The sequence below is a fragment of the Streptomyces sp. NPDC055025 genome (assembly GCF_053608565.1).
In genome coordinates, this window is the sequence record NZ_JBSGVS010000005.1 from 186022 (window position 1) to 210298 (window position 24277).

The window sequence follows — 24277 nt, forward strand, 5'->3', positions numbered from 1 at the left end:
GGCAACGGCCCGTACCGAGGTCGGTGTGCGGCTCTGAATTAAGTCAGTCGCTTGCTTTACTTCGACAAGGACAGTTAACTGATCGAATGCTCAAGGTCTGTTTCGAGGAGGATGCGCGGTGGTGACGGTGACGGGCAAGGCCGTACGGGCGGAGCGGGGGGATGCGACGCGTGAGCTGATCCTCGTGACGGCGGAGCGGTTGTTCGCGGAGCATGGGATGTTCGCTGTTTCCAACCGTCAAGTGAGTGAAGCCGCGGGACAGGGGAACAACGCGGCGGTGGGGTATCACTTCGGTACGAAGACGGATCTCGTGCGGGCGATCGCGCGGAGGCGTTCCGAGCCGATAGAGCGGTTGCGGCTGGGGATGGTGAACGAGGTCGCCGGTTCCACGGATGTGCGGGACTGGGTGGCGTGTCTGGTGCGGCCGGTGACGGAGCATCTGGCCGCTCTGGGCAGTCCTACCTGGTACGCGCGGTTCGGCGCACAGGTGATGACCGACCCCGCCCTGCGCGAGATCATGATCCAGGAATCGCTGAGCGCGTCCTCGCTGCACGAGATCCGTCATGGGTTCGACCGGTGTCTCCCGGAACTGCCGCCGGAAGTGCGCGCTGAACGCACCGATATGGCACGTCAGTTGATGGTGCATATGTGCGCGGAGCGGGAGCGTGCGCTCGCCCTGGGCGCCGCCACGCCGAGGTCGAGCTGGCGCGGCGCGGCGACGGGTCTGATCGACGCGCTGGTGGGGCTGTGGCTGGCACCCGTCTCACACCCCTGACACCCCTGCGTCCCTGGCTTCTCTGGCGTCTCTGATGAGGGCGCGACTCACCAGCGGTGGTGGGCGCGGAGTCCCGTCCGCCCTATGACCGGCCGCCGTTGTCGAAGCAGGTGCTCTCGGGTGCCTGGGAGCCGGAGCGGGCGCGGCTGCGGACGCGGGAGGCGCTGGAGGCGCTGGACGCGGAGTTCGTGCTCGGTGATCCTGCCCTCGCCCTGGACGTGCCGGGGCGGACGGTGCGCACGGCCTCGGGCCGGACCCTGCGGGCAGGGACGGTGGTCGTCGCGACGGGAACCGCACCCTCCCGGGCCAGACGGGCCAGGCGCCGCGGATCTTCAACACGGCTGAACTCACGGCGGCAGGCGACGCCCTGCTCGACTCCGGGGGCACCGGCATCGCTTGGGCGGTCGACCGGACGTCCGGCCGCCTTCAGGTGATGGTCGACGAGACCGTGAGCCAGGCGGAGATCACGAAGCTCAAGCGCGCGGCCGGTGACCTCGCCGGCGCGCTGCGGGTGGAGCGTACCCAGGGCCGCCTGGCGTCTCTTCCAGCCGCTCGTCGAGGCACTCAACACCTACGGCGCCACCGTCTACTGACCGTACGCGCGTGCCTCCGGCCCGTTGCCCGCCACGCAACGGGCCGGAGGCCGGAGGCCCGTAACAGCTGTCAGCCGTCGGCCGACAGATCAGCACGCGGCCTCGAAATCCGCCTCACCGGCGCGTCGCATCTCGAACATCGGCGGGTCGGGCATCTGGTGATTCGAGGACCATGTGCCATCGGCGTCGATGACATCGACCTCGGTCTTCATCCTGATCAGGTCACCGTCCCATTCGCCGTCGAGTTCCCGCATATTGATGTCGGCCTTGCGCGTCGGAAGGTAGAGTTCCAGGGAGAAGCGACTGCCGCTCCAGTTGTGTACATCTCCCGCGAATTCGCCGCTCGTATCCTCCGCGGCTCCGCAGACTTTGACCTCGCCGGTCACATCGCAGGCGAGGGAGCAATTGTTGTCGTGGACCAGATGAAGCATCAATCGCCTTCTGTCATCCGCCGTATAGGACACCTCGCCCTGCCAGTAACCGGTCAACCGGGGCTTGCCGGGCAGCGGAAGGTCCCACGGGGTAAGCAGCATACGCGCCACGATGAGCAGCCCGAACAGAGCGGCGAGTACGCCGACGCCCTCGGTACCTCTCCGCCAGGGACCCTTTTTCCGGCCCCGCCGTGTCTCGCTGGTAATCATCCCCAACCCCCCTCAGTCGTACGACCGTAGCAGCCGTAAGTGGCGCATCGAGGGCTATGGGGACCGACGTTTCAATTTCGCTACGTAGTCGGATATCAACCGTGAAAAGTCAGGCGTTCGTTCCATGAATTTTTCACCGCCGGAAAACTTCCCATTGCCGACCGGCTACGTGCTCCGCGTCATGCGCGGGGCCCGCGCCGTCCGGAGATCGCGCAGTTCGCGGACGAGTGCTCGGACCGCGAGGGTGCGGGCCTGCTCCGGAGTGGTGACGTAGCCCACCGTGCGGGTCGGGCGTTCCGGTCCGAGGTCGGTGATCCGGAGCGTGGACGGCGCCCCCGTCAGGGAGAGCTCGGGCATGATCGCCATGCCCAGACCGCTGCTCACCATCGACAGCACCGCTCCGTCGTCCTCCGCCTCGACCGTCGCGCGCGGGATCCACTCCTGTCCGGCCCACCAGTCCTTGGTGTACGACGTGCAGTTCTCGGCCCAGTCCACCAGCGGCAACGACCGCGGGTCCGGGTGCCCCGCGGGATGGACCAGCGCGTACGGCTCCTCGATCAGTACGGACCGGATCAGTCCGGGCGGCATCGGCACGGGCGTGCCGATCGTGGCGATGCCCAGGTCCGCCCGGCCCGCCGCCACCTCACCGGCCGCCCCCGGCCCCACCTCCCGTACGATCCGCACCGTCGGATCGATACCGGGATGACGTGTCCTCAGCCGCTCCAGCACCGGTGGCAGCAGATACAGCGCCGCGCTCCGGAAGGCCGCGATCCGCAGTGGACCGGCCACCGTCCCGTTCTCCGCGCCGCGTGCCTCCGCGGCCATGACGTCCAGCATCCGCAGGATCCGCCGCGCGTGTGCCACGGCCCTGACACCGGCCGCCGTGGGGCGGGCCCCCTGTCTGCCCCGTACGAAGAGCACCGCCCCGACCTTGCTCTCGCTGCTCCGCACCGAGTGCGAGACCGCGGACTGCGTCAGTCCGAGCGCCGTCGCCGCCGCGGAGAAGCCGCGCTCGCGCTCGACCGCCACCAGAACGCGCAGTTCGTGCGGGGCCAGGTCGGCCATCGGAGCGCTCACCTCGTTCTATGAGGACGATTCATGGACCGTGCCGTTTCCATGAGCGCAACCCACTGCCCGGCCCCGGCATTCCTTCATACGGTCGCCGCCATGACCACGACCGCTGTCACCGTGCACCAGACCGCCCGTCCCCACGGCTTCCCGACCACCGGCCACTTCGCCTTCGTCGAGGCCCCGGTCCCCTCACCGGCTCCCGGCACCGCCCTGGTCGAGAACCTGTATCTCTCCGTGGACCCGTACCACCGCGAAATGATGGACGGCGGCTTCGAGCTGAACAGCCCGCTGGAGGGCCGGTCCGTCGGACGTGTGCGCGCGTCCCGCGACCCGGGCCTGACCGAGGGCGATCTCGTCTTCCACCGCGAGGGCTGGCGCACCCACGCGCTCGTCACATCCGGAGTGGCGGGGACACGGAAGCTACGGGAGTACGAGGGCGTCCCGCTCGCCGCGTATCTCGGCATCCTCGGCGGCACCGGCCTCACGGCCTACGCCGCGCTGACCCGCACTCTGCGGCTGGAGGCCGGCGAGGACCTGTTCGTCTCGACCGCGGCGGGCGGTGTCGGTACGGCCGCCGGCCGTATCGCGCGGCTGCTCGGTGCCCGTCGGATCGTCGGCAGTACGGGCTCGGCGGCCAAGGCCGAGCACCTCACCCGGCACGTCGGATTCGACGCGGCCTTCGACTACCACGAAGGCCCGGTGGGGGAGTCGCTCGCCCGGCTCGCGCCCGACGGGATCGACGCGTACCTGGACAACGTCGGCGGGGCCCATCTGGAGGGCGCGATCACCGCGCTGCGCGACCGCGGCCGGATCGCCCGGGTCGGCACGGTCGGCCAGTACAACGCCACGGAACCGCCTGCCGGACCGCGCAACCTCTCCGAGATGGTGGAGAAGAGTCTGCGGATGGAGGGCATGCACGTCCGGGACTACCTCGACGTACAGGGCGAGTTGGAGGACTTCCTGGTCCCGCATCTGCGCAGCGGCCGGATCGGCGTCGACATGACGGTCACCGGGGGTTTCGACGAGACCGTGCGCGCCTTCCTCGGCATGCTGCGGGGCGAGAACGTGGGCAAGGCGATCGTCCAGGTCGCCGAGGACAATACCGCTCGCTGGAATGCGTAGCCCCACGGACAGGGAAAAGGCGATCCGCTGATCAGGGACGCGCTGGAGACCGTCCTCGACCGCGACGATTTCGTCCCGTCGCTCCCGGACGCGGGTCCCGGCAGGCCGCCGGCCGGCGGTGCGTCGGGTGGCGGTCTGCCGGGCGGCGGGGCGTCGAGGACGAGGGCTTCCTGGACGAGCCGCCGAAGCTCGCGGGCGGGACCGAAGCGCGCGACGCCGTAGAGGCCTACCTCGACCGGTACGGCATGCGCTGCCGGCACCGCCGGGCGCCGCTTCGAGCGAGGGCGGCAGAAGACCCGGAAGAAGGGACAGGACGTGCTGTCACGCTTGCGGGCCCAGCGGCGCAAGGACGCGTTCCGGTCGTACCACGCGCTCACACCGCCCCGGGTGCTCCCATCGGGCGGTGAGGCCGTCGCTTGTGCGTGCGGTCGCGGCGGTCGCTGCGGCGAAGGCGTTGCCGAGCGGTGGGCTTGGGCACCGGTGAGCGGGTCACCGGTCCTGCGCGAGGTCGACGAGCCGGTGCATCACGGCTGGTGGCAGCGCGGGATTGGCCGCGGCGGCGAACGCGCTGTCCGGCAGGGAGAGCCGCCGCAGCAGCTCACCGCCGGGGAGCCTGGGGTCCCGTACCGCCCAGTCCCCGACGTCCGGGTCGTCGGCCAGTCGCAGCGGCAGCTCCGGGCCGGCTTCCGGGTCGTCCAGCGCGGCGAGCCGCAGCCGGGGATTGGGGTCATCCGCGAACCGGGCGAGACCGGGCCTGGCGAAGTTCCGGTGGTGTCGCAGGACCGACCAGTTCCGGTCCTGCGCCGTGGCGTACACCTCCACCAGCAGCTCATGTGGCGTGTTCTGGTCGTCATGGCAGAGGTTGCGCCGCACTCCGGGGTCCTCGTCCGCGGCCAACCGCGCGACCACGTCGGCCGGCAGACGCGGCTGCGTGGCCAGCACCCGCCGCAGCCCGACGTGTGCCGACGCGGCGATCCGCCGTGCCGTCCCGGGCTCCGCCGCCCGCTCCAGGATCCAGCCCGGCGGGGGACACCGGTCCGGCACCAGGTACGGGACCGACGCGCGCTGTTCTTCGGTCAGGTCCTCCCGCATCGACAGGGCGAGCCGGACCTCGTTCTCAGGGTCCTCGGCGAGGCGCAGCGCCAGCGCGAGCGGGACCTCCGGATCACCGGCGGCCTCCTGCCGGACGTATGTGTCCGCGTGGACCACCCGCGCCTCGGCCGTCAGCGCCTCCGGCTCCTCCTTCGTCCGGAACAGTTCGGTGATCCTCTCGCGCACCCGCGGGGAGGGATCGTCGAGCAGCCGCTCCCGTACCGGCTCCGGGAGCCGCTCCCACAGCTTCCGGGTCAGCACCCCGGCCCGGACACCAGGGTCCTCGTCCTCAACGAGCCGGTGCTGAACGGCGACGGGTAACCCCGGAGCACCGATGACCGCCCGCCGGACCTTCGGGTCCGTATCCCCGGCCAGCGCCGCCAGCGCCTCCGGGGGGCTCGGCCGCCTGAACTCGGAGAGCATGACCGCGTACACGAACCGGACCCGGGGCGCCACGTCGTACGCGAGTCGCGCCAGCACACCGACATCCGCAGTCGGATTCTCCGCGACGCCCAGCCGGTGCTGCATCCGCGACGACGCCACCGCGATGGCAGTCGCCTCCTCGTCGAGCGGGCGCAGGATGAGCCACGACCGGTGCACCGGCAGCTCCTCCAACTCCAGCAGCCGCTCAAGCACCGTTCCAGGCAAGGCCGGATTGCACGTCAGCCCCCGCAGCCACTCCCGCACCACGGTCTCATCCGCGCCGGCCCGCTCAATCGCCTCATCCACCCCACGCATCCGGCCATCCCCACCCGCTGGCACCGCGCCTGACGACTCGTCTGCCGTCCGGTCTCCGCGTCAGAGCGTAGGCCGTGTGTGTTCTCGTGAACACCGGAACACCGGAACACCGGACAGGGCCTAGCTGTCTGACGAGTCCGATATGGGACGCGTGAACAGGTGTGCCTGCCGTATCCCCGCCTTGCGTAGTTCGTCTGCCACGATGCGCAGCGCGGTGCGGGCCATGTGCGGGAACATCCCGTCCTTGCAGTCCATCCACACGCGGGGGACCGTGTCGTCGACGGCGACGAAGTTGGGGCTGTAGAGGTCGGTGTCGGTTATGACATCCTCGGCCTCCTCCGGCGGGAATTCGCGACCGTCCTCGAACACACATGCGAGACGGTGTCTCGCGGCGGTGAGCGCCGTGACCGCACGGGCCGGGTCGCCCGACTCGACGGCGATCTCCCAGTGCTGTCGAAACATCTCGCCGTCGTCGCCGCCGAGGATACGCAGCGCGCCCGGGTCCACCGTGATGCCGCCCGGTTCGCTCTCCGAGACCACGGCCCGGCTCATCCAGAACGCGCTCTGGAGGGTTTCCAGGCATGCCTCGGCCACGCGCCAGAGCATCTGCGGGCCGGAACCGCGAACCGCCTCCTCGAACAGGTCGCGTGCGCGTTCCCGGTCCCCCGACTCCAGGGCCTGGCAACCGAGTCCGAACGCGGTCTCGGCGGAGTGATCGGCAGATGGCGGGAGCGACTCGGTGGTATCCATGGGCCCATACGTATCACCCAGCTCTGACACACGGTCACTGAGCTGCGCAATCCCTGGTAGCCGCCCCAGTCGTACTTGCCGGTCGTCGGGGTGTACGTCCGGCCGGACCGCCGCCGTCCCCTGATCTGACGCGCCACCAGCACGTTCCGCCCGGCCCGACGGCCGGCTCATCGCCGGTGTGCTCGGTGAGGCCCCCCGCTCATGACGTACCGCCCCCGCCGGACTCCGGCGCCCAGGCAGGCGCGTTGGCCACCGCGGTCCGCGCCATCCGCCGCAGCAGTCCCTCCGGCTTCTCCGGCAGCCGGCCGCCGCGCGCCTCGATGCGGGGCTCCAGCCGCTCCCAGGCGCCCTCGACCTCGCGCACCGCCCGCGCGGACCGCTCTCCCGTGAGGCGTCCGCGCTCCTTGACGACCGCGCCGCCGACCAGGACCGTGTCGATGTCCGAGACCCGCGAATGGAGCACGATCGTCGCCATCGGGTCGAGTACCGGCCGCTGGTGCACCCCGTCGGTGCGCAGCAGCACGAGGTCGGCGGCCTTGCCCGGCTCCAGCGAGCCCGTGACCGACCCGAGTCCCAGCACCTCGGCGCCGCCGAGTGTCGCGTGGTGGAGCATGTCACGCGGGCTCAGGTGCGGGTCGCCGAGCGCGCCGGTGCCGTACGGGGAGTCCAGCGCCGCCTGGTGGCGGCGGGCGTTCTCGGCGTGCAGGGCCACCCGCATCCAGGCGAACGGGTCGGCGGCGTTGTTGGCCTGGATGTCGGTACCGAGACCGGAGGGGATGCCCAGTTCGGCGGCGCGGGCGAAGACGGGAAGGCCCAGGCCCATCTGGAGTTCGGTCTCCGGTGTGCTGGACACTCCGGCGCCGCTGTCGGCGAGCAGCTTCAGCTCCGCGTCGGAGGCGGCGTTGACGTGCGCGTGGATCTGGCCCGGACCGAGCAGCCGGTCCCGGTGGAGCCACTCGATCTCCGGCGCGCGCACGGCGCCCCACATCGAGTCGGTGTGCGCGGTCACCGTCAGCCCGAGCTCACGGGCGAGCAGGAACTCGGCGCGGGTCATGTCCCAGGGAACGCCGCCGATGTCGTTGACGGCGACTCCGAGCCGTACGAGGGACCGGGCGCCGTCCGCCGCGAAGCGCTCCGCGCGCAGGGCCCGCAGGTCGGCGAGGCGTGCCTCGTGGGAGGTGAAGTACGGCGTGGGGGACGGGGCGTCCGTCAGGCCGTAGCACCACAGGGTGCGGATACCGGCGTCCGTGACGGCCCGCACACCCTCGCGGGCGTGGTCGGGGGTGTTCACGACGTGCGCGAAGTCGATGGTCGTCGTGATACCGGCCTCAAGGGCCGCGACGGCGCCCGCGTACGTACCGGCGTAGACGTCCTCGGGCCGCTGGGCCCCCGCGTGGTGGAAGCGGACGCCCCAGGCGAAGTCGATGATGTTCCACTCGGCGGTCATACCGCGCAGAACCGTCTCCCACAGGTGGTGGTGGGTGTCGACGAAGCCGGGCAGGACGTATGTGTCGGACGCGTCGATGACCCGGGCCGTCGCCGGCGCGGGGCCGGTCCCGGCGCCGATCCGCGTGATCGTCCCGTCGACGATCAGGACGTCCGCACGGAGCATACGGCCGTCGCGCGGGGCGCCGACGAGCACGGTGCCGCCCCTGATGAGCATGGTCGAAGTCATGGCTGTGCCTCCCTGGCGGAGGGCCCGCCGAAGACCGGGGACCCTCAATGTGAAAGCATTTAACATGACCATAGCTGGTAATGTTAAAAGCCTCAACATTGAGTCGGCGTGCGGAAGGGACACACATGGCGGAGAAGGGAGCGGCCACCGGTCGCAAGGCCCCGGGCGGCGAGCGCGGACAGCGCTCCTACCACCACGGCGACCTGCGCCGCGCCATCATGGACGCCGTCCTCGAACTCGTCCGCGAGCGCGGTGTGAACGGCTTCACCCTCTCCGAGGCGGCCCGCCGCGCCGGCGTCTCGGTCGCCGCCCCCTACCGGCACTTCGCCGACCGCGACGCGGTGATCGCCGCCGCCGCGACCGAGGGCTTCACCGCGCTCGCCGGCGCCCTGGAAACGGTCGTACGGACTCATGCCGAAGACCCCGCGGCGCTCCCGGAGGAGATGAGCGCCGTCTATGTCGCCTTCGCCGCCGCGTCACCGGCCCACTTCACCCTCATGTTCACCTCGGGCCTCGACAAGACCGGCGAAACCGAGCTACTGGCCGCGGCCGACCGTGCGCACGCGGCCCTGCTGGACGCCGTCAGCCATCTGCCCGCCGATCCGGAGGCGACCGCGAGCCGCCTGTGGGCCATCGCCCACGGGGTCGCCGTTCTCGCCGCCAACGACCTCCTCACCCCTCACTTCGCCACCGGCGAGAACACGGACACCGTCGTCCGCTCCGCCGTACGCGCCTGGGCGGCGGGCCTGACCGCCGACCACCGGTAGGTCCGGGCAGGACCCGCCCCAGGGCCGGGCACGGTTCTCCTCCGTACCGGGGCCGGGGCCCGCCCGGCTGAAGCCCCGTTCGCCAGGGCCCGGTTGAAGCCCCGTCACGTCAGGGAAGGACGCCTGCGGCGGTGGGCACGGTATGGCGCAGGGCGGTGGCGTCCTGGCTGGGCGGTGCGCCGAACTGGCGGCGGTATTCCCGGCTGAACTGCGACAGGCTGTCGTAGCCGACGCGGTGACCGACCCCGGTGACATCGTTGGGGTGGGTGGCCAGCAGCAGCCTGGCCTGCTGGAGCCGGATCTGCTTCTGGAACTGGATGGGGCTCATCGCGGTCACCGCCTGGAAGTTGCGGTAGAAGGCGGAAACGCTCATACCGGTCAGCCGCGCCACCTCCTCGACCTTGAACGGCTGCGCGTAGTGGTCGCGGATCCACCGGACCGCCCGTGCGACATGGCTGAGACTGCTGTCGGCGAGACCGAGCTGGCGCACGATGCCGCCCTGCTCGCCGGTGATCAGCCGCCACAGGATCTCGCGTTTGACGAGCGGCGCGAGCACCGTCCGGTCCCGGGGCTCATCGAGCAGGCGCAGCAGCCGGACCACGGCGTCGAGCAGCGCGTCCGGCGCGTCGCTGACGGCGATGCCCGACACCGCGCTCCCGCCGGCGCGGGGGGCTTCCCCCGGCCCGGCCTGCAACAGCAGTTCGGCGACGGCGGACGGTTCCAGTGTGAGCCCGAACCCTATGGCCGGGTACTCCGGACTGGCCTCGGTGAACTGGCCGGTGACCGGCAGGTCGACCGAGGCGACGAGGTACTGCCCGGCGCCGTACTCGAACACGCGGTTGCCCAGCGCGAGGCGCTTCGCGCCCTGCGCGATGACCGCCAGCACCGTGCCGGACATCGAGGGCGCCGGCGGATCGGACCGCTCGACCTTCGAGATCAGCACGCCGTCGATGGCGGTGGTCCAGTCGGGTCGCGCATGCCGGGTCAGCAAGGTACGGAGCTCGTCGAGATGCATGCCCCAATTGCAGCACACGACCGGACGCCTGCTCTTGAGCCAGAGAGGATCGTGCAAGCGCCCGCGAGCATCGTTCTACCGTTTCCGCAGGTCACGCCGGTTGAATGGAGTCACCGGAATCCAGGAGCAAGCCACTGGGCTCCAGGACCGCATATCCACAGTCCGCCTCCCGCCGAAGAAGGTAGTCATGACCAGCAACTACGGATTCAACGCCACTCTGACCGCCAAGCCCGGAATGGGCGATCAGCTGGTCGAACTGCTGCTGACCGGCCTGAACGAGGGCAGCCCCGGCGCGAGCGAGCACTGCGTCGTCTACCTGGTCTCCCGTTCCGCGTCGGACCCCGATGTCGTCCACGTCACCGAAGGCTGGACCAGCGAGGAGGACCACCACCGGATCTTCGCCGGCGAGGCAGCCCAGGCCATCGTGGCGCGGATCGGCGGACTGCTGGCCAAGGAGTCCGCGTACACCGACTACGTACCGGTCCGCGGCAAGGCCGCTTTCTGAGCCCCGTCGGCCGGCCAGTCCAGTCGGCCGACCAGCCCAGCCAGCCCAGCCCAGCCCAGCCGACCGATCGGCCGACCGGTCCTTCCCTGATCACCTCACCCGGCACAACCCGACGAAAGGTGTCCACCGTGACCCCGAAACGACCCGACCTGGACCCCGAACTGCGCGCGCTGCTCGCCGACATGCCCCTCCGGTCCGACCTCGACGCCGAGGCGCTCGCACAGATCCGCCCCTTCTCATCGATGCCGGTCGAGCCTCTTCTCGCCGGTCGCGCGGTCGAGCGGCGCGAGGTCACCGTGCCCGCCGCGGACGGCGCGCGGATTCCGCTGTCGGTCTTCAGCCCCGCCGGAACCGACAGCTCCACCGGGGCGCCGTGCGTCTACTGGATGCACGGCGGCGGGATGGTCATGGGGGACCGCTTCTCGCAGATCGACATCCCGCTGGAGTGGCTCGACCTGTTCGGCGCGGTCGTCGTCTCCGTCGACTACCGGCTGGCGCCGGAGGCCACCGGCACGACCCCGGTCGACGACTGCTACCAGGGTCTGCTCTGGATCTCCGAGCACGCCGGCGAACTGGGCATAGATCCCGCCCGCATCGTCGTCGCGGGCGCCAGCGCCGGCGGCGGCCTCGCCGCCGGGGTCACCCTGATGGCACGCGACCGCGGCACCCCGGCGATCGCCGCCCAGGTCCTGATCTGCCCCATGCTCGACCACCGCAACATCACCACCTCCAGCCACCAGTACTCCGGCACGCCCGGGGTCTGGACCCGCGAGATGAACGAGTTCGGCTGGCGATCGGTCCTCGGCGGTATCGAGGACGAGCGGGTGCCCGGCCATGTCTCACCCGCGGTTGCCGACGATCTCTCGGGCCTGCCGACCACCTATGTCGACGCTGGCTCGGCGGAGGTCTTCCGCGACGAGGACGTCGACTACGCCACCAGGATCTGGGCGGCGGGCGGCCAGGCGGAACTGCGCATCTGGGCGGGGGGCTTCCACGGATTCGACGCGCTGTACCCGCGGGCCGCGGTCTCCGCCGGGGCGCGCCGGACACGTAACGACTGGCTCACCCGGGTCCTGACCCCGGCTCCCACGGACGCGGCGGGGAAGGAGACATCCGCTGAGGGCGTGGTTGTCCGATAGCGAACGAGACCGTCAAGGAATCGTCAGGGTGAGAGGGGTGGTGTCGTCAAGCCGCACAGCTTTCATGAGGGCTTCGCTGATGCCTCTGACCGAAATGGGCTGTGATCATGGCTGTGCTGCTTCATCGATGGGGGGTGTTCGCGGTCCGCCGCTGCCGCACGGTTCTGACCGTATGGCTGCTCGTCGTCACCGCGATCGCCGCGCTCGGGGTTGTCTTCGCGGGGAGTTTCGATTCCAAGTCGGACATCCCGGGGTCGGCCGCGCAGAGCGCCTTGGAGAGGATGGACCACCATTTCGGGTCCTCCGACCGGCAGAGCGCCGAGATCGTGTTCGAGGCGCCCGAGGGCAGCTCGTTCAAGGATCCGGGGAAGGCCGCCGCGCTGAGGCGGACGCTGTCCGCCGCGGCCACCGTTCCCGGTGTCACCTCGGTCAGTGACCCGATGCGCGGCCGGACGGTGACACCGGACGCGAGGACCGCTGTCGCCCAGGTCGAGTTCTCCGTGTCCGAGGACGAGGACGTCCCCGCCGACGATCTGACCGCGCTCAAGGACACCGCTGCCGGCAGCCGAGCCGCGGGTATCGAGGTGCTTTTCGGCGGCGACGCCTATAAGGAGTCGGGTCCTCCGGTCGGTCCGATGGAAGGGGTCGGAGTGCTTGTCGCGCTCGCGGTCCTGGCGATCACCTTCGGCTCCATGCTGTCCGCGGGCATGCCCCTGCTCACCGCCCTGATCGCGGTCGTGGCGAGCATGACCGGGCTGATGGGTCTGTCCTCGGTCCTGAGTGTCTCGGACAAGGCGCCGACGCTCGCGATCATGCTGGGCCTCGCGGTCGGCATCGACTACGCCCTGTTCATCGTCTCGCGCCACCGTTCGGAACTGGCGCGGGGCCGCGGTGTGAAGGACGCCGCCGCCCGCGCGACCGCTACGGCCGGCAGCGCCGTGGCGTTCGCCGGACTGACCGTGATCATCGCGCTGGCCGGACTGACGGTGGCCGGGGTTCCGGTGCTCACGTCGATGGGTCTGAGCGCCGCGGCGGCGGTCGCCGTCGCCGTCGTGATGTCGCTGGGGCTGCTGCCCGCTCTGCTGGCGCTCGCCGGGGAGAGACTGCGTCCGAAGCCCGGCTCGCGGGCCGCGGCGCGTATGCGGGACGCCGCTGATCCCCTCGGCAAGCCGTCGATGGGGGCGCGCTGGGTCGCGGGAGCGGTGCGCCGTCCGTGGCGGGTGGTCATCACTGTCACCCTGGCCCTCGCCGCGCTCGCCCTTCCCGCCGCACGGCTTCAGCTCGCCCTGAGCGACGACGGCAGTGAACCGGCGTCGGCCGCCGTGCGGCAGACCTACGACAGGATCGGTGACGCCTTCGGCCCCGGCGCCAACGGTCCCCTCGTGGTGCTGGTGACCAACGCGCCGCCGGGCACCCTGAAGACCACCGGCCAGGAGGTCGCCCAGGATCTCGCCGGGGTCCAGGGCATCGCGCGAGTCAGCCCCGTCGACTACTCCGGCGACGGAGCCGCCGCGCGCGTACAGGTCATCCCGGACACCGGGCCCCGCGACCCGGCGACCGCCGAACTCGTCACGGTGCTGCGGGACCGTGTCGCACTCCTCGCGGCGCGCAACGGCGGTGATATCGCGGTCACCGGCCAGACCGCCGTCAGCATCGAGGTCTCCGACAGGCTCAGCGGCGCCCTGCTGCCCTTCGTCCTGGTGGTCGTCGGGCTCTCGCTGCTGCTGTTGACGGCCGCGTTCCGGTCCATCGCCATCCCGGTCAAGGCGACCGTGGGCTTCCTGCTGTCGGTCGGCGTGTCCTTCGGCACGATCGTCGCGGTGTTCCAGTGGGGATGGCTCGCCGGCACCCTCGGCGTGCCCTCCACGGGGCCGATCGCCAGTTTCGTGCCCATCATCGTGATGGCCGTCCTGTTCGGACTGGCCATGGACTACGAGGTCTTCCTCGTCTCGGCCGTACGCGAGGAGTACGTGAGGACGGGACGGCCCCACGCCTCCGTCATCGGCGGTGCCCGGCACGCGGGCCGGGTGGTGACCGCGGCCGCGCTGATCATGGTGGCGGTCTTCGCGAGCTTCCTGTTCAGCCACGATCCGGCGATCATGCCGATCGCGCTGGCGCTGGCGGTGGGGGTGCTCGTCGACGCGTTCGCCGTCCGTATGACACTGGTCCCGGCGGTACTGTCGCTGCTGGGGCACGCCGCGTGGTGGCTGCCGCGCTTCCTGGACAAGTCGCTTCCCGACCTGGACGTCGAAGGCGCACGCCTGGACGAAACCGATGCGCGGGGTGTGGACTCGACCGAGACCGAGACCGAGACCGAGACGGAGACCGACACCGAGACCGACACCGAACCCGTTTCCGTTCCCGTGACGTATCTTCACGCCCCGAAGTAGGACACCTCCAATGAACTCCCCGGACACGGTTCTCGTCGTCGACGACGATGCCGGTATCCGCGAGCTGATGGCCTCGGCCCTGGGATTCGCGGGATTCGAGGTCCATCTCGCGGGAGATGTGCCCCAGGCCCTGGACCGTCTGTCCCGGCACACCCCCGATGTCATCGTCCTGGATGTGGGCCTGCCCGGGAGCGGTGACGGCTTCGACGTCCTGCAACTGATCCGCTCCCGCGGTGTGACGGTGCCGGTGCTCTTCCTGACCTCCAGGGACGCCATCGAGGACCGTGTCCGGGGACTCCAGCTCGGCGGTGACGACTATGTCACCAAACCCTTCAGCGTCGTCGAGGTCGGTGCCCGCCTCCACGCCCTGATCCGCCGCGCGCGGGGCAGCGCGGGCGCCGTCGACGACGGCATCCTGCGCTATGCCGACCTGGAGCTCGACGAGCGGCGTCACGCCGTGCGGCGCGGCGGCGAAACGGTCGATCTGTCGCCCACCGAGTTCCGGCTCCTGGCCTTTCTGCTCTCCCACCCCGGGCATGTCATGACCCGCTCCCAGATCCTTGAGGCGGTCTGGCAGTACGACTTCGGCGGGGACTCCGTCGTGGTGGAGCGCTTCGTGTCCAATCTGCGCCGCAAGATCGACCATGGCCGGGAACCGCTGCTGCACACCGTCCGTGGCATCGGCTACAGCCTCCGGCGCCCCGCCTCATGAGAACAGTGCGTACTTGGGTCATGAGAACAGTGCGTACCCGGGTCTGCGCCAGCAGGCCCCGCCGGCCGGCCACCATCCGCGGGCGCCTCCTGATCGGTGTGCTCGTGCTGCTGGCCGCCGGCCTCGTCGGGAACTCGATCGCCGGCGCCGTGACGCTGCGGACATATCTCCACCATCGGGCGGAGGCGACGCTGCGCGAATCCGGCGATCGGGTGCACCGTGTCCTGGAGGAGCGTCCGCAGACCGTCAACGGCCGGCAACTGGCCACCCTTGTGGAACCGTTGCTGGGTATCACGGTCATCGACGCCGACGGGAAGGTCGCCGGACAGGTCGGGGCGGGCATACCCGAGGCGATCGACGGCCTGACCGCCGACCGTCCCGACCAGGTCCTCACCCTCGACGGCGAGAAGCCGGCGCCCGATCTGCTCGCCCTGCGGATCCCCACGGCCGGGCTGACGGTCACCACCTCGCACCGGGCGGTGGAAGCCTCCGCCGTCATCCTCACCATGCGTACCGACATCGACCGCGGCACTGTCGCCGATTTCATCTCCGGGCAGGCCACCAGTGTCGGCATCACCCTGGTGCTGGCTTTCGCGATCGCACTGCTCATCCTCAGGATCGGCCTGCGGCCGCTGGGGCGGATGGCCGACACGGCCGATGACATCGCCTCCGGCGCCCGCGATGAACGTCTGCCCGTCCACGGAGCGCACACGGAGACCGGCCGGCTCGCCGTCGCCGTCAACAACGCCTTCGATGCCCAGGCCCGCGCCGAGACCCAGATCCGTGACTTCGCCGCCGACGCCTCGCACGAACTGCGTACACCGCTGGCCACGATCTCCGGCTGGCTCGACCTCTACAACCAGGGCGGCCTCAGCGCCCCCGCCGAGCTGGACAGGGCCCTGGAACGGGTCGACGGCGAGGTCGGCAGAATGCGTCTGCTGGTCGAGGAACTCTCGCTGCTCGCCCGACTCGACGCCGGACGCCCCCTGAACTCCGAGCCGGTCGACCTGCGGCGCCTGGCGAGCGCCGTCGTCCAGGACGCCCAGGTCGTGGCACCGGACCGAGTCATCGGTCTGTACGCACCCGTGCCCGCCTCCGTGCACGGTGACCAGCCCCGGCTTCAGCAGGTCCTGAACAACCTCCTCGGCAACGCGATCCAGCACACCCCGTCCGGCACCACGATCAACGTCATTGTCGAACCGACGGCGACCCATGTGAGCATCCGGGTGGCCGACCAGGGCCCCGGTATCCCCGCCGGAGACCTCTCGCGTGTCTTCGACCGGTTCTGGCGGGCCGACGCCGGCCGCGGCCGCGCCCACGGTGGTTCCGGACTCGGCCTCGCCATCGTCCAGGCCATCGTCCACGCCCACCACGGAACCGTGGACGTCGCCTCCACCCCCGGAACAGGAACCACCGTCACTGTCACCCTCCCCGCTCAGGGCGGGCGGGACGCACCACCGACACCACCCACCACGGACCGGCCCGACGCGCCCTGACGCACGGGCGGACCGGACAGGCCCTGGGCGGCCCTGGGGGAGAGGAACGGAGTTTCCTTTGACCTGCGGGGCGTCGGGCCCCGCCAACTGGGGCGCGGTGGCGGTCCGGTGACAGTTCCCGCACGTAACTGGCACGCGCGGCCGCAACCCGCGCCTCGCAGGGCACCGTCCTTGAGGTTGTCCGGGTGGCGGCGCCGAGTCGCGGGTCCGGAGCCGACCGCGTCGCTGATCGGTCCGAGTGATCGGCACCGGCCCCTCTCCACCTTCTTCGCGCCGTGCCCGCCTCACCACTTGATGTCACATAAAAGACTTATTGGAGGACCCCTCGTGAAGCGTTCATCTCTGGCCGCGGCCTGTCTGGTGTTCTTGCTGGTGCCGACGGTTGCCGCCTGCGGCTCGGACTCGGACACGGACACTGCCACGCGGGCTCCCGGGGACGGCTCTCCCGCCGCCTCGGCGCCCGACGAACCGGGCGGCGCGGCGCCGGCCGAGAAGAAGGCCGACGCGTGCACACTGCTCAAGGCCGCCGAGGTCACACCGGTCATCGGCCGGAACGACGGTGGGCGGCCCGATGCCGGGGTGGGGGAGAGCGTATGTCTGTGGGAGAACCCCGAGACCTACCACTCGATCACACTGAGCATCGGATCGCCCGGCACGGCCGACCCGGGCCAGTCGGCTTCCGGCTCCGACGGAATAACCTTCGGCTCCGGCAATTCGGCCGAGTTCGTCGTGGGCGACCGTGCCTGCACGCTTCAGGTCGTCACCAGCGTGACGGACGAATCCGACCGCCCGACCGCGGAAAAGCTCATCGGCCTCGTCCGCACCCGTCTCTGAGGGGACACGGGGCAGGGAACGGCTCGTACGGATATCTCGTACAGACGCGTGCGGATACCTCGTGCGGATACCTCGTGCGGATACGGAGACATTCGTACGAGCCGTCCCCGGCCGCGTTCACCGCGGACACCAGCCGAACGGGACACGGATCACCGACCGGTTGCCGAGGCTCGCCGTGTTGGCGCCGATGCCGACCGTCCCGCCACGGAAACCGGGGTCTCGACCGGTTGTCTTCAGCGATTCAGGAGCCGTATTTCGCGCGCCCCGCGTGCGCCCCGCGCCCTACGATCACCCGGTACGGCATCTGGGGAGGGGCGGGAATGCGGATCGACACCGGGGACGGGACAGCGGCAGCGGTACGGCTCGCGGAAGGCGCGCCGCTTCGGAGCGCGCTCGACGTCACCGACCCCGGCGACTGGCTCGCGCTGGACGCGGGAGCGCGTGAGGCGGTCGGGTACCGCTCGCGGTTCCTGCCCGAGTGGGAGCACTCCGCCCCGCTGCCCGTCGACCTGGCTCGGCTCGGCGAGTCTCGGCTCGCACTCGCCCTCTGCCACCGCGACGGGCGGATCCGTCAGGAGGCGGTGTGCCGGTCGGCCCGATACCCCGGTCTGCTGCCGTTGATCGTGATCCGCTGCGCCGATTGGGCCGGCCCGGTGCGCGAGCGCGCCCGGCGGCTGCTGCGCGAGGTCCTGGACATGGATTCCGCCGTCGACCTCGCGCCGCTGATCCTGCGCGTCGGCCGCCGGGACAGAGGTGGATTCGGCGTCGAGGTGCTCGGGGAGGTTCTGCGCCGAGCATCCCGCGCGCGGCTCGCGGGTCTCTTCACCGCACCCGACCGCACCGTACGGCGGTTCGCGTACCGGCTGGCCGTCGACAGCCGGCTGCTCCGCCCCGCCGAGCTGGCCCGCGCGGCCGCCCAGGACGAGGACACCCTGGTCCAGGACCTGTGCGCCACGGCGGCGCTCACGGATCTGCGCGACGAGGAGGCGTACCAGGAGGCGTACGAGGATGTGCTGCGGCCACTGCTCACCGCGCGCAGCCCGCGTACCCGTTCGGCCGGCGTCACCGCGCTGCGGCGGGCGGGGCGGTCGGAGCGGGCGGAGTCGTTCCTCAGCGACCGGTCCGCGCTGGTGCGCGCGTGCGCCCGGTATGTCGTACGACAGCTTGGAGGTGATCCGGCGGGCTGGTACCGGCAGCGGTGCGCGGCCCAGGCCGACCCCGAACTGCCGCCCGGTGCCGTCATCGGGCTGGCCGAGTGCGGGCACCGAGCGGATGCCGGGCTGCTGTGGCCGTTGCTCACGCACCCGGCGGCCGGGGTGCGGGCGCGGGCGGTGGCGGGGCTGCGGGCATTGGACCGCGCGGACGCGGAGCGGTTGCGGCCACTCCTCGACGACCCCGCCGCCGGTGTCGTGCGCGAGACGGCCGTTGCCCTGCTGCCGTCGGCGAAGGAACTGCCCGCCGACTGGCTGCTGGAACGCACCGGGCCCGAGCGGCCGCGGCACCTCCGGCTCGCCGCGTTCCGGCTGCTCGACGCGCGCGACGGGGTCGTGGCGCTGCGGGCGGCGGTCGGGCTGCTGGAGGACCCGGACGTGAAGCTGCGCACCTGGGCAGGGCAGTCCGTGCGGCGCTGGCATCCGTCGGCGGACACACGGCGCTGCGACGCGGAGGTGGGGGAACTGCTCGACCGGAGCCGGCATCTCTTCAGCGACTACGTGCTGCGGCGGCGCAAGCGGGAGGCCGGGCTGGACGGCTGAGTCCGTCTGGAGACGCACAGGCGGTACGGTCCCCACCGGCACCGGCACCGGCACCGAGCCCTGCACCGGCACCTGCACCGGCCGTGGCCCGCTGGCGCGGGGCTCTACCGGCCGCCGCCTCCCGCGCGTTGCCCGGCCATGCCTCCCGCCACACACACGGTCGCCAGACCGGCAAGCGCCATGGCCATCCCCACGTCGGTGAACTCGGCGACCGTTCCGAACACCGCCGGTCCCACCCCTTGCACGGACATCAGCCCGGCGGAGAGCAGTCCGAACGCCTGGCCGCGGCGGGCCTCCGGGACCGCGTCGAGGAAAGAGCGCTGGAGTCCGAGCGCGTAGGCGAATCCGGTTCCGGTGACGAGGAGGAGGACGGCGCAGACGACCCACGGCGGGTTCAGCGCGAAGCCGGCCAGCGGCAGGCCGAGGACCACCACCAGCGCGGGGACCAGGCGTTCCCGTGTCGCGGGCCGGACGAATCGCCCGACGGCCAGGTCACCGGCGAGCATGCCGACCGGCAGACAGGCGAGCAGCAGTCCGGTTGAACCGTCCGGCATGCGGTTGTCGCTCACGAACGGGACGATCAGGCTCTCGGCACCGGTGACGAACATGGGCGGCAGCCACTGCGCGAGCAGCAGCGCCCGGACCCTCCGGTCGGCGAGCAGTGTGGTGCTGCCGTACCAACTGTGGCGCAGTACCGACCCCGTACCGCGCCGCTGTCCTCGCCGCGGCGCCCGCTCCGTTGCCGCCTGCTCGGGTGCGTCTGCGTCTACGTCTGTGGGCGTGGGTGCGTCTGCCGGTGTCGGTGTCGGTGCGGGTGCGGGCAGGTCGGGCAGCCGTACGCGGATGGCGACCGCGGCGATCAGATAGGCGCCCGCGCTCCACAGCAGCGTGGTCCGCGGACCCAGATACGCGACCGCGGCGCCCCCGGCCGCCAGGCCCAGCAGTTGGGCCGCGGACGCGCAGATATTGGACAACGAGCGTCCCAGGACGTACGCGTCACCCGTAAGCGTCTCGGCGACGAGCCGGTTGGTCACACCGCTGAAGACGGGGGTCAATGCGGCGACGGCGGCGAGGAGGACCAGGATGGCCGCCACCGGCAGATGCGCCACCCCCATCACGGCGGCCGTCAGGCACTGGAGGCCGTGCCCCGCGATCACGAGGCGGCGCGGGCGTGCCCGGTCGGCGAGCGAGCCGAGCAGGAGGGAGCCGACGAGTTGCGGCAGAAAGCCGATACCGAACGTCAGGGCGCTCAGCAGGGGTGAGCCGGTCGTCGCGAAGACCAGCACCGAGAGGGTCATGATGCGCAGCGCGTCGGCCGCGATCGTCAGGGTCCGGGTGGCCAACAGCAGCCGGAATCGCCGGTCGGCCAGCACCTCCCCGTAAGTGGCACGCTCTTCCCCGGCGGGGACGGAGGCCGCGTCGGAGGCCGGGTCGGAGGTCACGGGAGGAGTGTGCTGGACGGGCCGCGACCCGGTTCCGCCGTTACGCCTGGAGCGTAAGCCCGCTGCTGTGACCGGCGGGCCGCGGGACAACATTCGGGACAACGGTCCCATCAGTGCGGGACACGGGGTGCCGGAGAATGATGCGCCCGTGGCGAGGCCTGCCCGGGACCGCTTCGCGCACCAACGACCGAAGGGACTGGACATGCTGGTAGACCACATTGAGATCCCCGAACTGGCTCCGGACGCGTACCTCGACGACGAGGCGTCGGAGATCGCCACCGACGCGCCGGAGGAGCGCGCCTGGCTCCCGTCCTACCAGGCGGCTCTGACGACCGTCTGACGTACGGCGTTTCCGGTCCGGCACCGGGCCGCGGAAGGGCCCGGTGCCGGTGTTCCACGTCCAGGTTCGCTGTCCGACCCCGAAGGACGGTCCGTCGTTGTCCGCATTGTCTTCCGCAGGAGCGTCCGCCACCGACGTGGTGGCCCAGGCCGACACACTGCTGTGCGCCGACCGGCAGTTCGGTGACTCCGCCGCCATCGGCGAGCGCAACCTCGCCCGGTTCCGGCTGGGCCTGACCATGCTGGCGCGGCATGACGGCGAAGGGGAGAAGGCGCTGCGGGCGGTGGCCGCGGCGGCCGACGAACACCTTCGTCCGCTGCTGTACGACCCGGTGCTGCGCAACTGCTTCGAGGTGGACCTCGTACGACTGGAGAGCGGCCGGCTCGGGCGCAGTTCGTTCGCCCGGATGAGCGGTTACGCGGCCGATGCCACGGCGGACACTCCGTCCCCCACGGGAACGGCGGACGCACCGTCCCCCACGGGAACGGGACCCTGCGAAGCGCTCACCCGTCCGCACCGGCCTGCCTGGCCCGGTCTCGGGGACGCCTGGATAATGTCCGAGCCGGCACCGCGTGACAGTGCGCAGGAGATGCTGGCCGGGCGCCTCATGGAGCTGTACCGGGACGCGCTCGGCGACATCCGGGCGGCGGGACCGGTCGATCCGACGGACGATGTCCGTGCCGTCCTGCGGGAGGGCGCGGAACTCCTCGCGACGCTGCTGCCGTCCGCGGGGGCCGGTGTACTCGGGCACGTCACCATGGTCGGGTTCACCCACAGGGAGAGCGAGGAGGGTCCCCTCCAGTCCATGTCCGGCGGCGATCCGCTCCCTTCCACGGTGCTGCTGGCGCCCGAACGCTGCACTTCCCCGTGGCTCGCCGCGGAGAGCCTGCTCCACGAGGGAGCCCACCTCAAGCTCTTCGACGCGCTCCGGACGGGCGCCCTGGTCGCGAACCCCAACGAGCGCGTCCCGATTCCGTGGCGGATCGGCAGGTGGACGCTCATCCGCGTCTTCGTGGCCCTGCACTTCTATGTGCATCTGCTGGTCTTCCGGGCCGCCGCGGCCACGGCGGGCGAAGCGGTCCGGGAGAGGTTCGGACCGCCCCCTTCGGCCGAGGAACTGGACGAGCCCAGCCCCGGCACCCCCGCCGCACGGAGCGGGGAATACCGGACCAGCGCGGAACGGGCCCGCTATCTCGCGGAGTGCGTACTGTCCCTGCCGGACCACGCGCTGACCGAGAACGGGCACCGGTTCGCCCGCTGGCTCCTCACCGTGCTCCGCCTGGTGGACGACGACGCGCCTCAGCCCCCTGACCGGACGGCGGCGCGGACCACGACGGGTGCGACGACGCGGATCACAACGGGTGCGACGACGGGTGCGACGACGCGGACCAGGCGCGCGGACCCGTCGCCGTGGCCGGGGGTTCCCGTGGAGGGTGCTCTCCAGCAGACCAGGCCGGTGGACGCGTGCGCCCTGCCCGGCTTGGGGCAACTCGTCGTCAGCACCGCCGGGTCGGCCCGGATGCACTGGCTGAACGCGCGCTCGTGGACGGTTTACTCCCTGTGCGACGGGCGCGACTTCGGCTCGGTGTGCACGGCGTACGCCCGCGCGGCCGGTCTCCCGGCCGGCTCGGAGGAGACCGGACGACAGGTGGGCGAGAGTCTGCGCCGGCTCCTGGACGCCGGCCTCGTCACCCACAGCGGGTAACGCTCCCGCGGATAACGCTCCCGCTCCGGTCGGACCGCCGCAGGTCGCCGGTGCGGGTACGGCCGGTGCGGGTACGGGCCTCGCCGCTGCTCCGGGTACGGGCTACGCGCCGGCGAAGCCCGTACCCGTACCCGCACTTGTACCCGTACCCGTGCCGGGGCCGGTCGCTTCCAGGCCGGCCAGCCGTGCGGAGACGATCGCCTCCAGCCGACTGGAGACATGGATCTTCGGCAGGATGGCCGAGACGTAATTACGCACGGTCTTCTCCGATATGAACAGCTCCTGGGCGATGCGACGGTTCCCGTAGCCGAGCGAGACCAGCCGCAGAACATCCCGCTCCCGGTTCGTGAGTGCCGGGAACGGGAGCCTCCCACGGGATTCCGCCAGGCGCACCAGGAGAGCGGAGAGTTCGCCACCGCTCCGCGGGCCCAGCATGACGTATCCGCGGTGCACGGCCCGCACCGTACGCAGCAGATCCACCGTCTCCGTGTTCTTGAGCAGATAGCCCGTGGCCCCCGCCATCAGGGTGGTCAGCAGCAGGCCGTCGTCGTCGTGCTCGGGGGACACCGCGGCGACCAGCCGGGCCGCCGGATACTGCCGGCGCAGCCGTTCGAGCAGTCCGATCCCGGCGCGACCGGGCAGATCGAGGTCGACGATGACCACGTCGGGCTTCGCCTCCCGGACCGCCCGCTCGCCCAGGTGCGGGTCCCGTGTCCCCGTGGCGACGGTGATCCCGCCGCTTTCGAGCGTGGAGCGCAAGCCGTCCAGAACCAGGGGGATGCTCTCTATCACCACCACACGGATACCGCTGTCCCGTAACGCGTCGGCCATTGACCCCATCCTCGCCCTCGGGCCGGTGCGAGGCATGACGCAGCGCCCTTCCTCGCACCATCTTGATCAAGATTCCCGTGAAAGCGTAAACGCCTGCCGGACGGGCCAGTCGGTACGAGGCGGCCGGGACCCGTCGGGCGCCCCGAGCCCGACGCCGGACCGGTCACTTGCCGCGGAACTCCGGGCCGGCGTCCGCGTCGGCGATCAGCGCGAGGGCGAGAGTGGCCTGCTCAGCGGGAGCGGCCTGCTCAGCGGATCGAGGACGCGCCGGACAGGTCCCGTGACCGTTCGGGTCAGCGGGCGAGCTGGTGGAGCCAGTCGCCGAGGAGGGCGGTTTCGGTCGGGCGGAGGGGGAGGGCGGGACCCGGAGACGGCCGGCGGCGGCGCGGTCGAGAAACCTCAGCAGGAGGTCGTTGGCCTCGTCGGCGCCGGGCGCGGTCCGGACGGCTCGTGGATCACCACGACCACCCGGACACGGTCCGCCGGCAGGTTCACGAGGCCCTGGCCGAGCGATCTGCTCATCGATCACCTCGTCCGACAGCTCCTCGGCCGCGAACGCCCTGCCGGTCGCCTTACCCGCCTTGTCGAGGGTCGGGAGGCTGACCATGCCGGGCACGTTGTGCCCCTCGTGAGGGCGGGTGTCGGGGACACCGGTGAACTTCAGCGGCCGCGTAGGCGTCGCAGGTCTTCGCGCAGGCGCGCCCCGGGTCCGGCCGCCGGTGCCAGTACCGCGGGACTCGCTCCGCGGGAGGGAGCCATGCCGGTCAGGCGCTGTGCGCGCTCGTTCAAGGGGATCATCAACTGGATCCACGCGATGTCGGTCGCGCTGAAGGTCGAGGCCGGCGATGCGTCCGCTCCTGGCGAGGTGCTGGTGGTCGGCCGCGTAGTGC

Annotated in this window: 21 protein-coding genes and 3 pseudogenes; 15 read left to right on the forward strand and 9 right to left on the reverse strand. The window is 71.2% G+C overall.

Annotated elements, in window-relative coordinates:
- The first annotated feature begins 127 nt into the window (after positions 1 to 127).
- The 3 genes and pseudogenes from ACWGDX_RS05445 to ACWGDX_RS05455 form a co-directional block, all read left to right on the forward strand.
- Positions 128 to 775, forward strand: coding sequence for a TetR/AcrR family transcriptional regulator (locus ACWGDX_RS05445; protein ID WP_453622555.1), 648 nt, complete (start codon positions 128 to 130; stop codon positions 773 to 775).
- A gap of 56 nt (positions 776 to 831) precedes the next feature.
- A pseudogene (locus ACWGDX_RS05450) lies at positions 832 to 1074 on the forward strand (NAD(P)/FAD-dependent oxidoreductase); the annotation flags it as partial.
- A 92-nt stretch (positions 1075 to 1166) separates the two neighbouring features.
- Positions 1167 to 1211 (forward strand): annotated as a pseudogene (locus ACWGDX_RS05455) (hypothetical protein); the annotation flags it as partial.
- 246 nt (positions 1212 to 1457) lie between these two features.
- On the opposite strand, the gene ACWGDX_RS05460 reads toward ACWGDX_RS05455, so the two are convergent.
- Complete coding sequence (locus ACWGDX_RS05460) at positions 1458 to 2009, reverse strand: hypothetical protein (protein WP_453622511.1); 552 nt, start codon at positions 2007 to 2009, stop codon at positions 1458 to 1460.
- 165 nt (positions 2010 to 2174) lie between these two features.
- Complete coding sequence (locus ACWGDX_RS05465) at positions 2175 to 3074, reverse strand: LysR family transcriptional regulator (RefSeq protein WP_453622513.1); 900 nt, start codon at positions 3072 to 3074, stop codon at positions 2175 to 2177.
- A gap of 102 nt (positions 3075 to 3176) precedes the next feature.
- Here ACWGDX_RS05465 and ACWGDX_RS05470 point away from each other — a divergent pair, with 102 nt between their 5' ends.
- Positions 3177 to 4202 (forward strand): zinc-binding dehydrogenase, encoded by a 1026-nt coding sequence (locus tag ACWGDX_RS05470; protein ID WP_453622515.1) that lies wholly within the window; start codon positions 3177 to 3179, stop codon positions 4200 to 4202.
- A 12-nt stretch (positions 4203 to 4214) separates the two neighbouring features.
- Positions 4215 to 4634, forward strand: a pseudogene (locus ACWGDX_RS05475) (hypothetical protein); the annotation flags it as partial.
- A gap of 57 nt (positions 4635 to 4691) precedes the next feature.
- Here ACWGDX_RS05475 and ACWGDX_RS05480 read toward each other — a convergent pair.
- From ACWGDX_RS05480 to ACWGDX_RS05490, 3 genes are all read right to left on the reverse strand, one after another.
- A complete protein-coding gene (locus ACWGDX_RS05480) occupies positions 4692 to 6023 on the reverse strand; it encodes a hypothetical protein (protein WP_453622517.1) in 1332 nt (443 codons plus the stop codon).
- 129 nt (positions 6024 to 6152) lie between these two features.
- Positions 6153 to 6782 (reverse strand): hypothetical protein, encoded by a 630-nt coding sequence (locus ACWGDX_RS05485; RefSeq protein WP_453622519.1) that lies wholly within the window; start codon positions 6780 to 6782, stop codon positions 6153 to 6155.
- A 199-nt stretch (positions 6783 to 6981) separates the two neighbouring features.
- A complete protein-coding gene (locus ACWGDX_RS05490) occupies positions 6982 to 8457 on the reverse strand; it encodes an amidohydrolase family protein (RefSeq protein WP_453622521.1) in 1476 nt (491 codons plus the stop codon).
- Between the two features lie 125 nt (positions 8458 to 8582).
- On the opposite strand from ACWGDX_RS05490, the gene ACWGDX_RS05495 reads away from it, so the two are divergent.
- Positions 8583 to 9224, forward strand: coding sequence for a TetR/AcrR family transcriptional regulator (locus ACWGDX_RS05495; protein ID WP_453622523.1), 642 nt, complete (start codon positions 8583 to 8585; stop codon positions 9222 to 9224).
- Between the two features lie 109 nt (positions 9225 to 9333).
- On the opposite strand, the gene ACWGDX_RS05500 is transcribed toward ACWGDX_RS05495, so the two are convergent.
- Positions 9334 to 10239, reverse strand: a complete 906-nt coding sequence (locus ACWGDX_RS05500) for an AraC family transcriptional regulator (RefSeq protein WP_383038234.1) — start codon at positions 10237 to 10239, stop codon at positions 9334 to 9336.
- Positions 10240 to 10426: 187 nt separating this feature from the next.
- Here ACWGDX_RS05500 and ACWGDX_RS05505 point away from each other — a divergent pair, with 187 nt between their 5' ends.
- The 7 genes from ACWGDX_RS05505 (at position 10427) to ACWGDX_RS05535 (ending at position 19069) form a co-directional block, all read left to right on the forward strand.
- Positions 10427 to 10744 (forward strand): putative quinol monooxygenase, encoded by a 318-nt coding sequence (locus ACWGDX_RS05505; protein ID WP_363085160.1) that lies wholly within the window; start codon positions 10427 to 10429, stop codon positions 10742 to 10744.
- Positions 10745 to 10872: 128 nt separating this feature from the next.
- Positions 10873 to 11883 carry an alpha/beta hydrolase gene (locus ACWGDX_RS05510; RefSeq protein WP_453622526.1) on the forward strand — a complete coding sequence of 337 codons (1011 nt, stop codon included), beginning with the start codon at positions 10873 to 10875 and terminating at the stop codon, positions 11881 to 11883.
- A 107-nt stretch (positions 11884 to 11990) separates the two neighbouring features.
- Positions 11991 to 14273, forward strand: a complete 2283-nt coding sequence (locus tag ACWGDX_RS05515; protein ID WP_453622528.1) for an MMPL family transporter — start codon at positions 11991 to 11993, stop codon at positions 14271 to 14273.
- Between the two features lie 10 nt (positions 14274 to 14283).
- On the forward strand, positions 14284 to 14985 hold the full coding sequence (locus ACWGDX_RS05520) for a response regulator transcription factor (RefSeq protein WP_453622530.1): 702 nt from the start codon (positions 14284 to 14286) through the stop codon (positions 14983 to 14985).
- Between the two features lie 20 nt (positions 14986 to 15005).
- On the forward strand, positions 15006 to 16481 hold the full coding sequence (locus tag ACWGDX_RS05525) for a sensor histidine kinase (protein WP_453622531.1): 1476 nt from the start codon (positions 15006 to 15008) through the stop codon (positions 16479 to 16481).
- 327 nt (positions 16482 to 16808) lie between these two features.
- Positions 16809 to 17315 carry a hypothetical protein gene (locus ACWGDX_RS05530; RefSeq protein WP_453622533.1) on the forward strand — a complete coding sequence of 169 codons (507 nt, stop codon included), beginning with the start codon at positions 16809 to 16811 and terminating at the stop codon, positions 17313 to 17315.
- Between the two features lie 320 nt (positions 17316 to 17635).
- Complete coding sequence (locus ACWGDX_RS05535) at positions 17636 to 19069, forward strand: hypothetical protein (protein ID WP_453622535.1); 1434 nt, start codon at positions 17636 to 17638, stop codon at positions 19067 to 19069.
- 104 nt (positions 19070 to 19173) lie between these two features.
- On the opposite strand, the gene ACWGDX_RS05540 is transcribed toward ACWGDX_RS05535, so the two are convergent.
- The gene (locus tag ACWGDX_RS05540; protein WP_453622537.1) at positions 19174 to 20511 is read right to left on the reverse strand and encodes an MFS transporter; all 1338 of its coding nucleotides are present in this window, start codon (positions 20509 to 20511) and stop codon (positions 19174 to 19176) included.
- A 202-nt stretch (positions 20512 to 20713) separates the two neighbouring features.
- Here ACWGDX_RS05540 and ACWGDX_RS05545 point away from each other — a divergent pair, with 202 nt between their 5' ends.
- Both ACWGDX_RS05545 and ACWGDX_RS05550 read left to right on the forward strand, forming a co-directional pair.
- Positions 20714 to 20851 (forward strand): hypothetical protein, encoded by a 138-nt coding sequence (locus tag ACWGDX_RS05545; RefSeq protein ID WP_453622539.1) that lies wholly within the window; start codon positions 20714 to 20716, stop codon positions 20849 to 20851.
- A gap of 97 nt (positions 20852 to 20948) precedes the next feature.
- Positions 20949 to 22556: an aKG-HExxH-type peptide beta-hydroxylase gene (locus ACWGDX_RS05550; protein WP_453622541.1), complete on the forward strand. Its 1608-nt coding sequence runs from the start codon at positions 20949 to 20951 to the stop codon at positions 22554 to 22556.
- Between the two features lie 102 nt (positions 22557 to 22658).
- On the opposite strand, the gene ACWGDX_RS05555 is transcribed toward ACWGDX_RS05550, so the two are convergent.
- Positions 22659 to 23387 (reverse strand): LuxR C-terminal-related transcriptional regulator, encoded by a 729-nt coding sequence (locus ACWGDX_RS05555; protein ID WP_453622543.1) that lies wholly within the window; start codon positions 23385 to 23387, stop codon positions 22659 to 22661.
- 163 nt (positions 23388 to 23550) lie between these two features.
- Positions 23551 to 23994: a hypothetical protein gene (locus tag ACWGDX_RS05560; RefSeq protein ID WP_453622545.1), complete on the reverse strand. Its 444-nt coding sequence runs from the start codon at positions 23992 to 23994 to the stop codon at positions 23551 to 23553.
- Between the last annotated feature and the right edge of the window lie 283 nt (positions 23995 to 24277).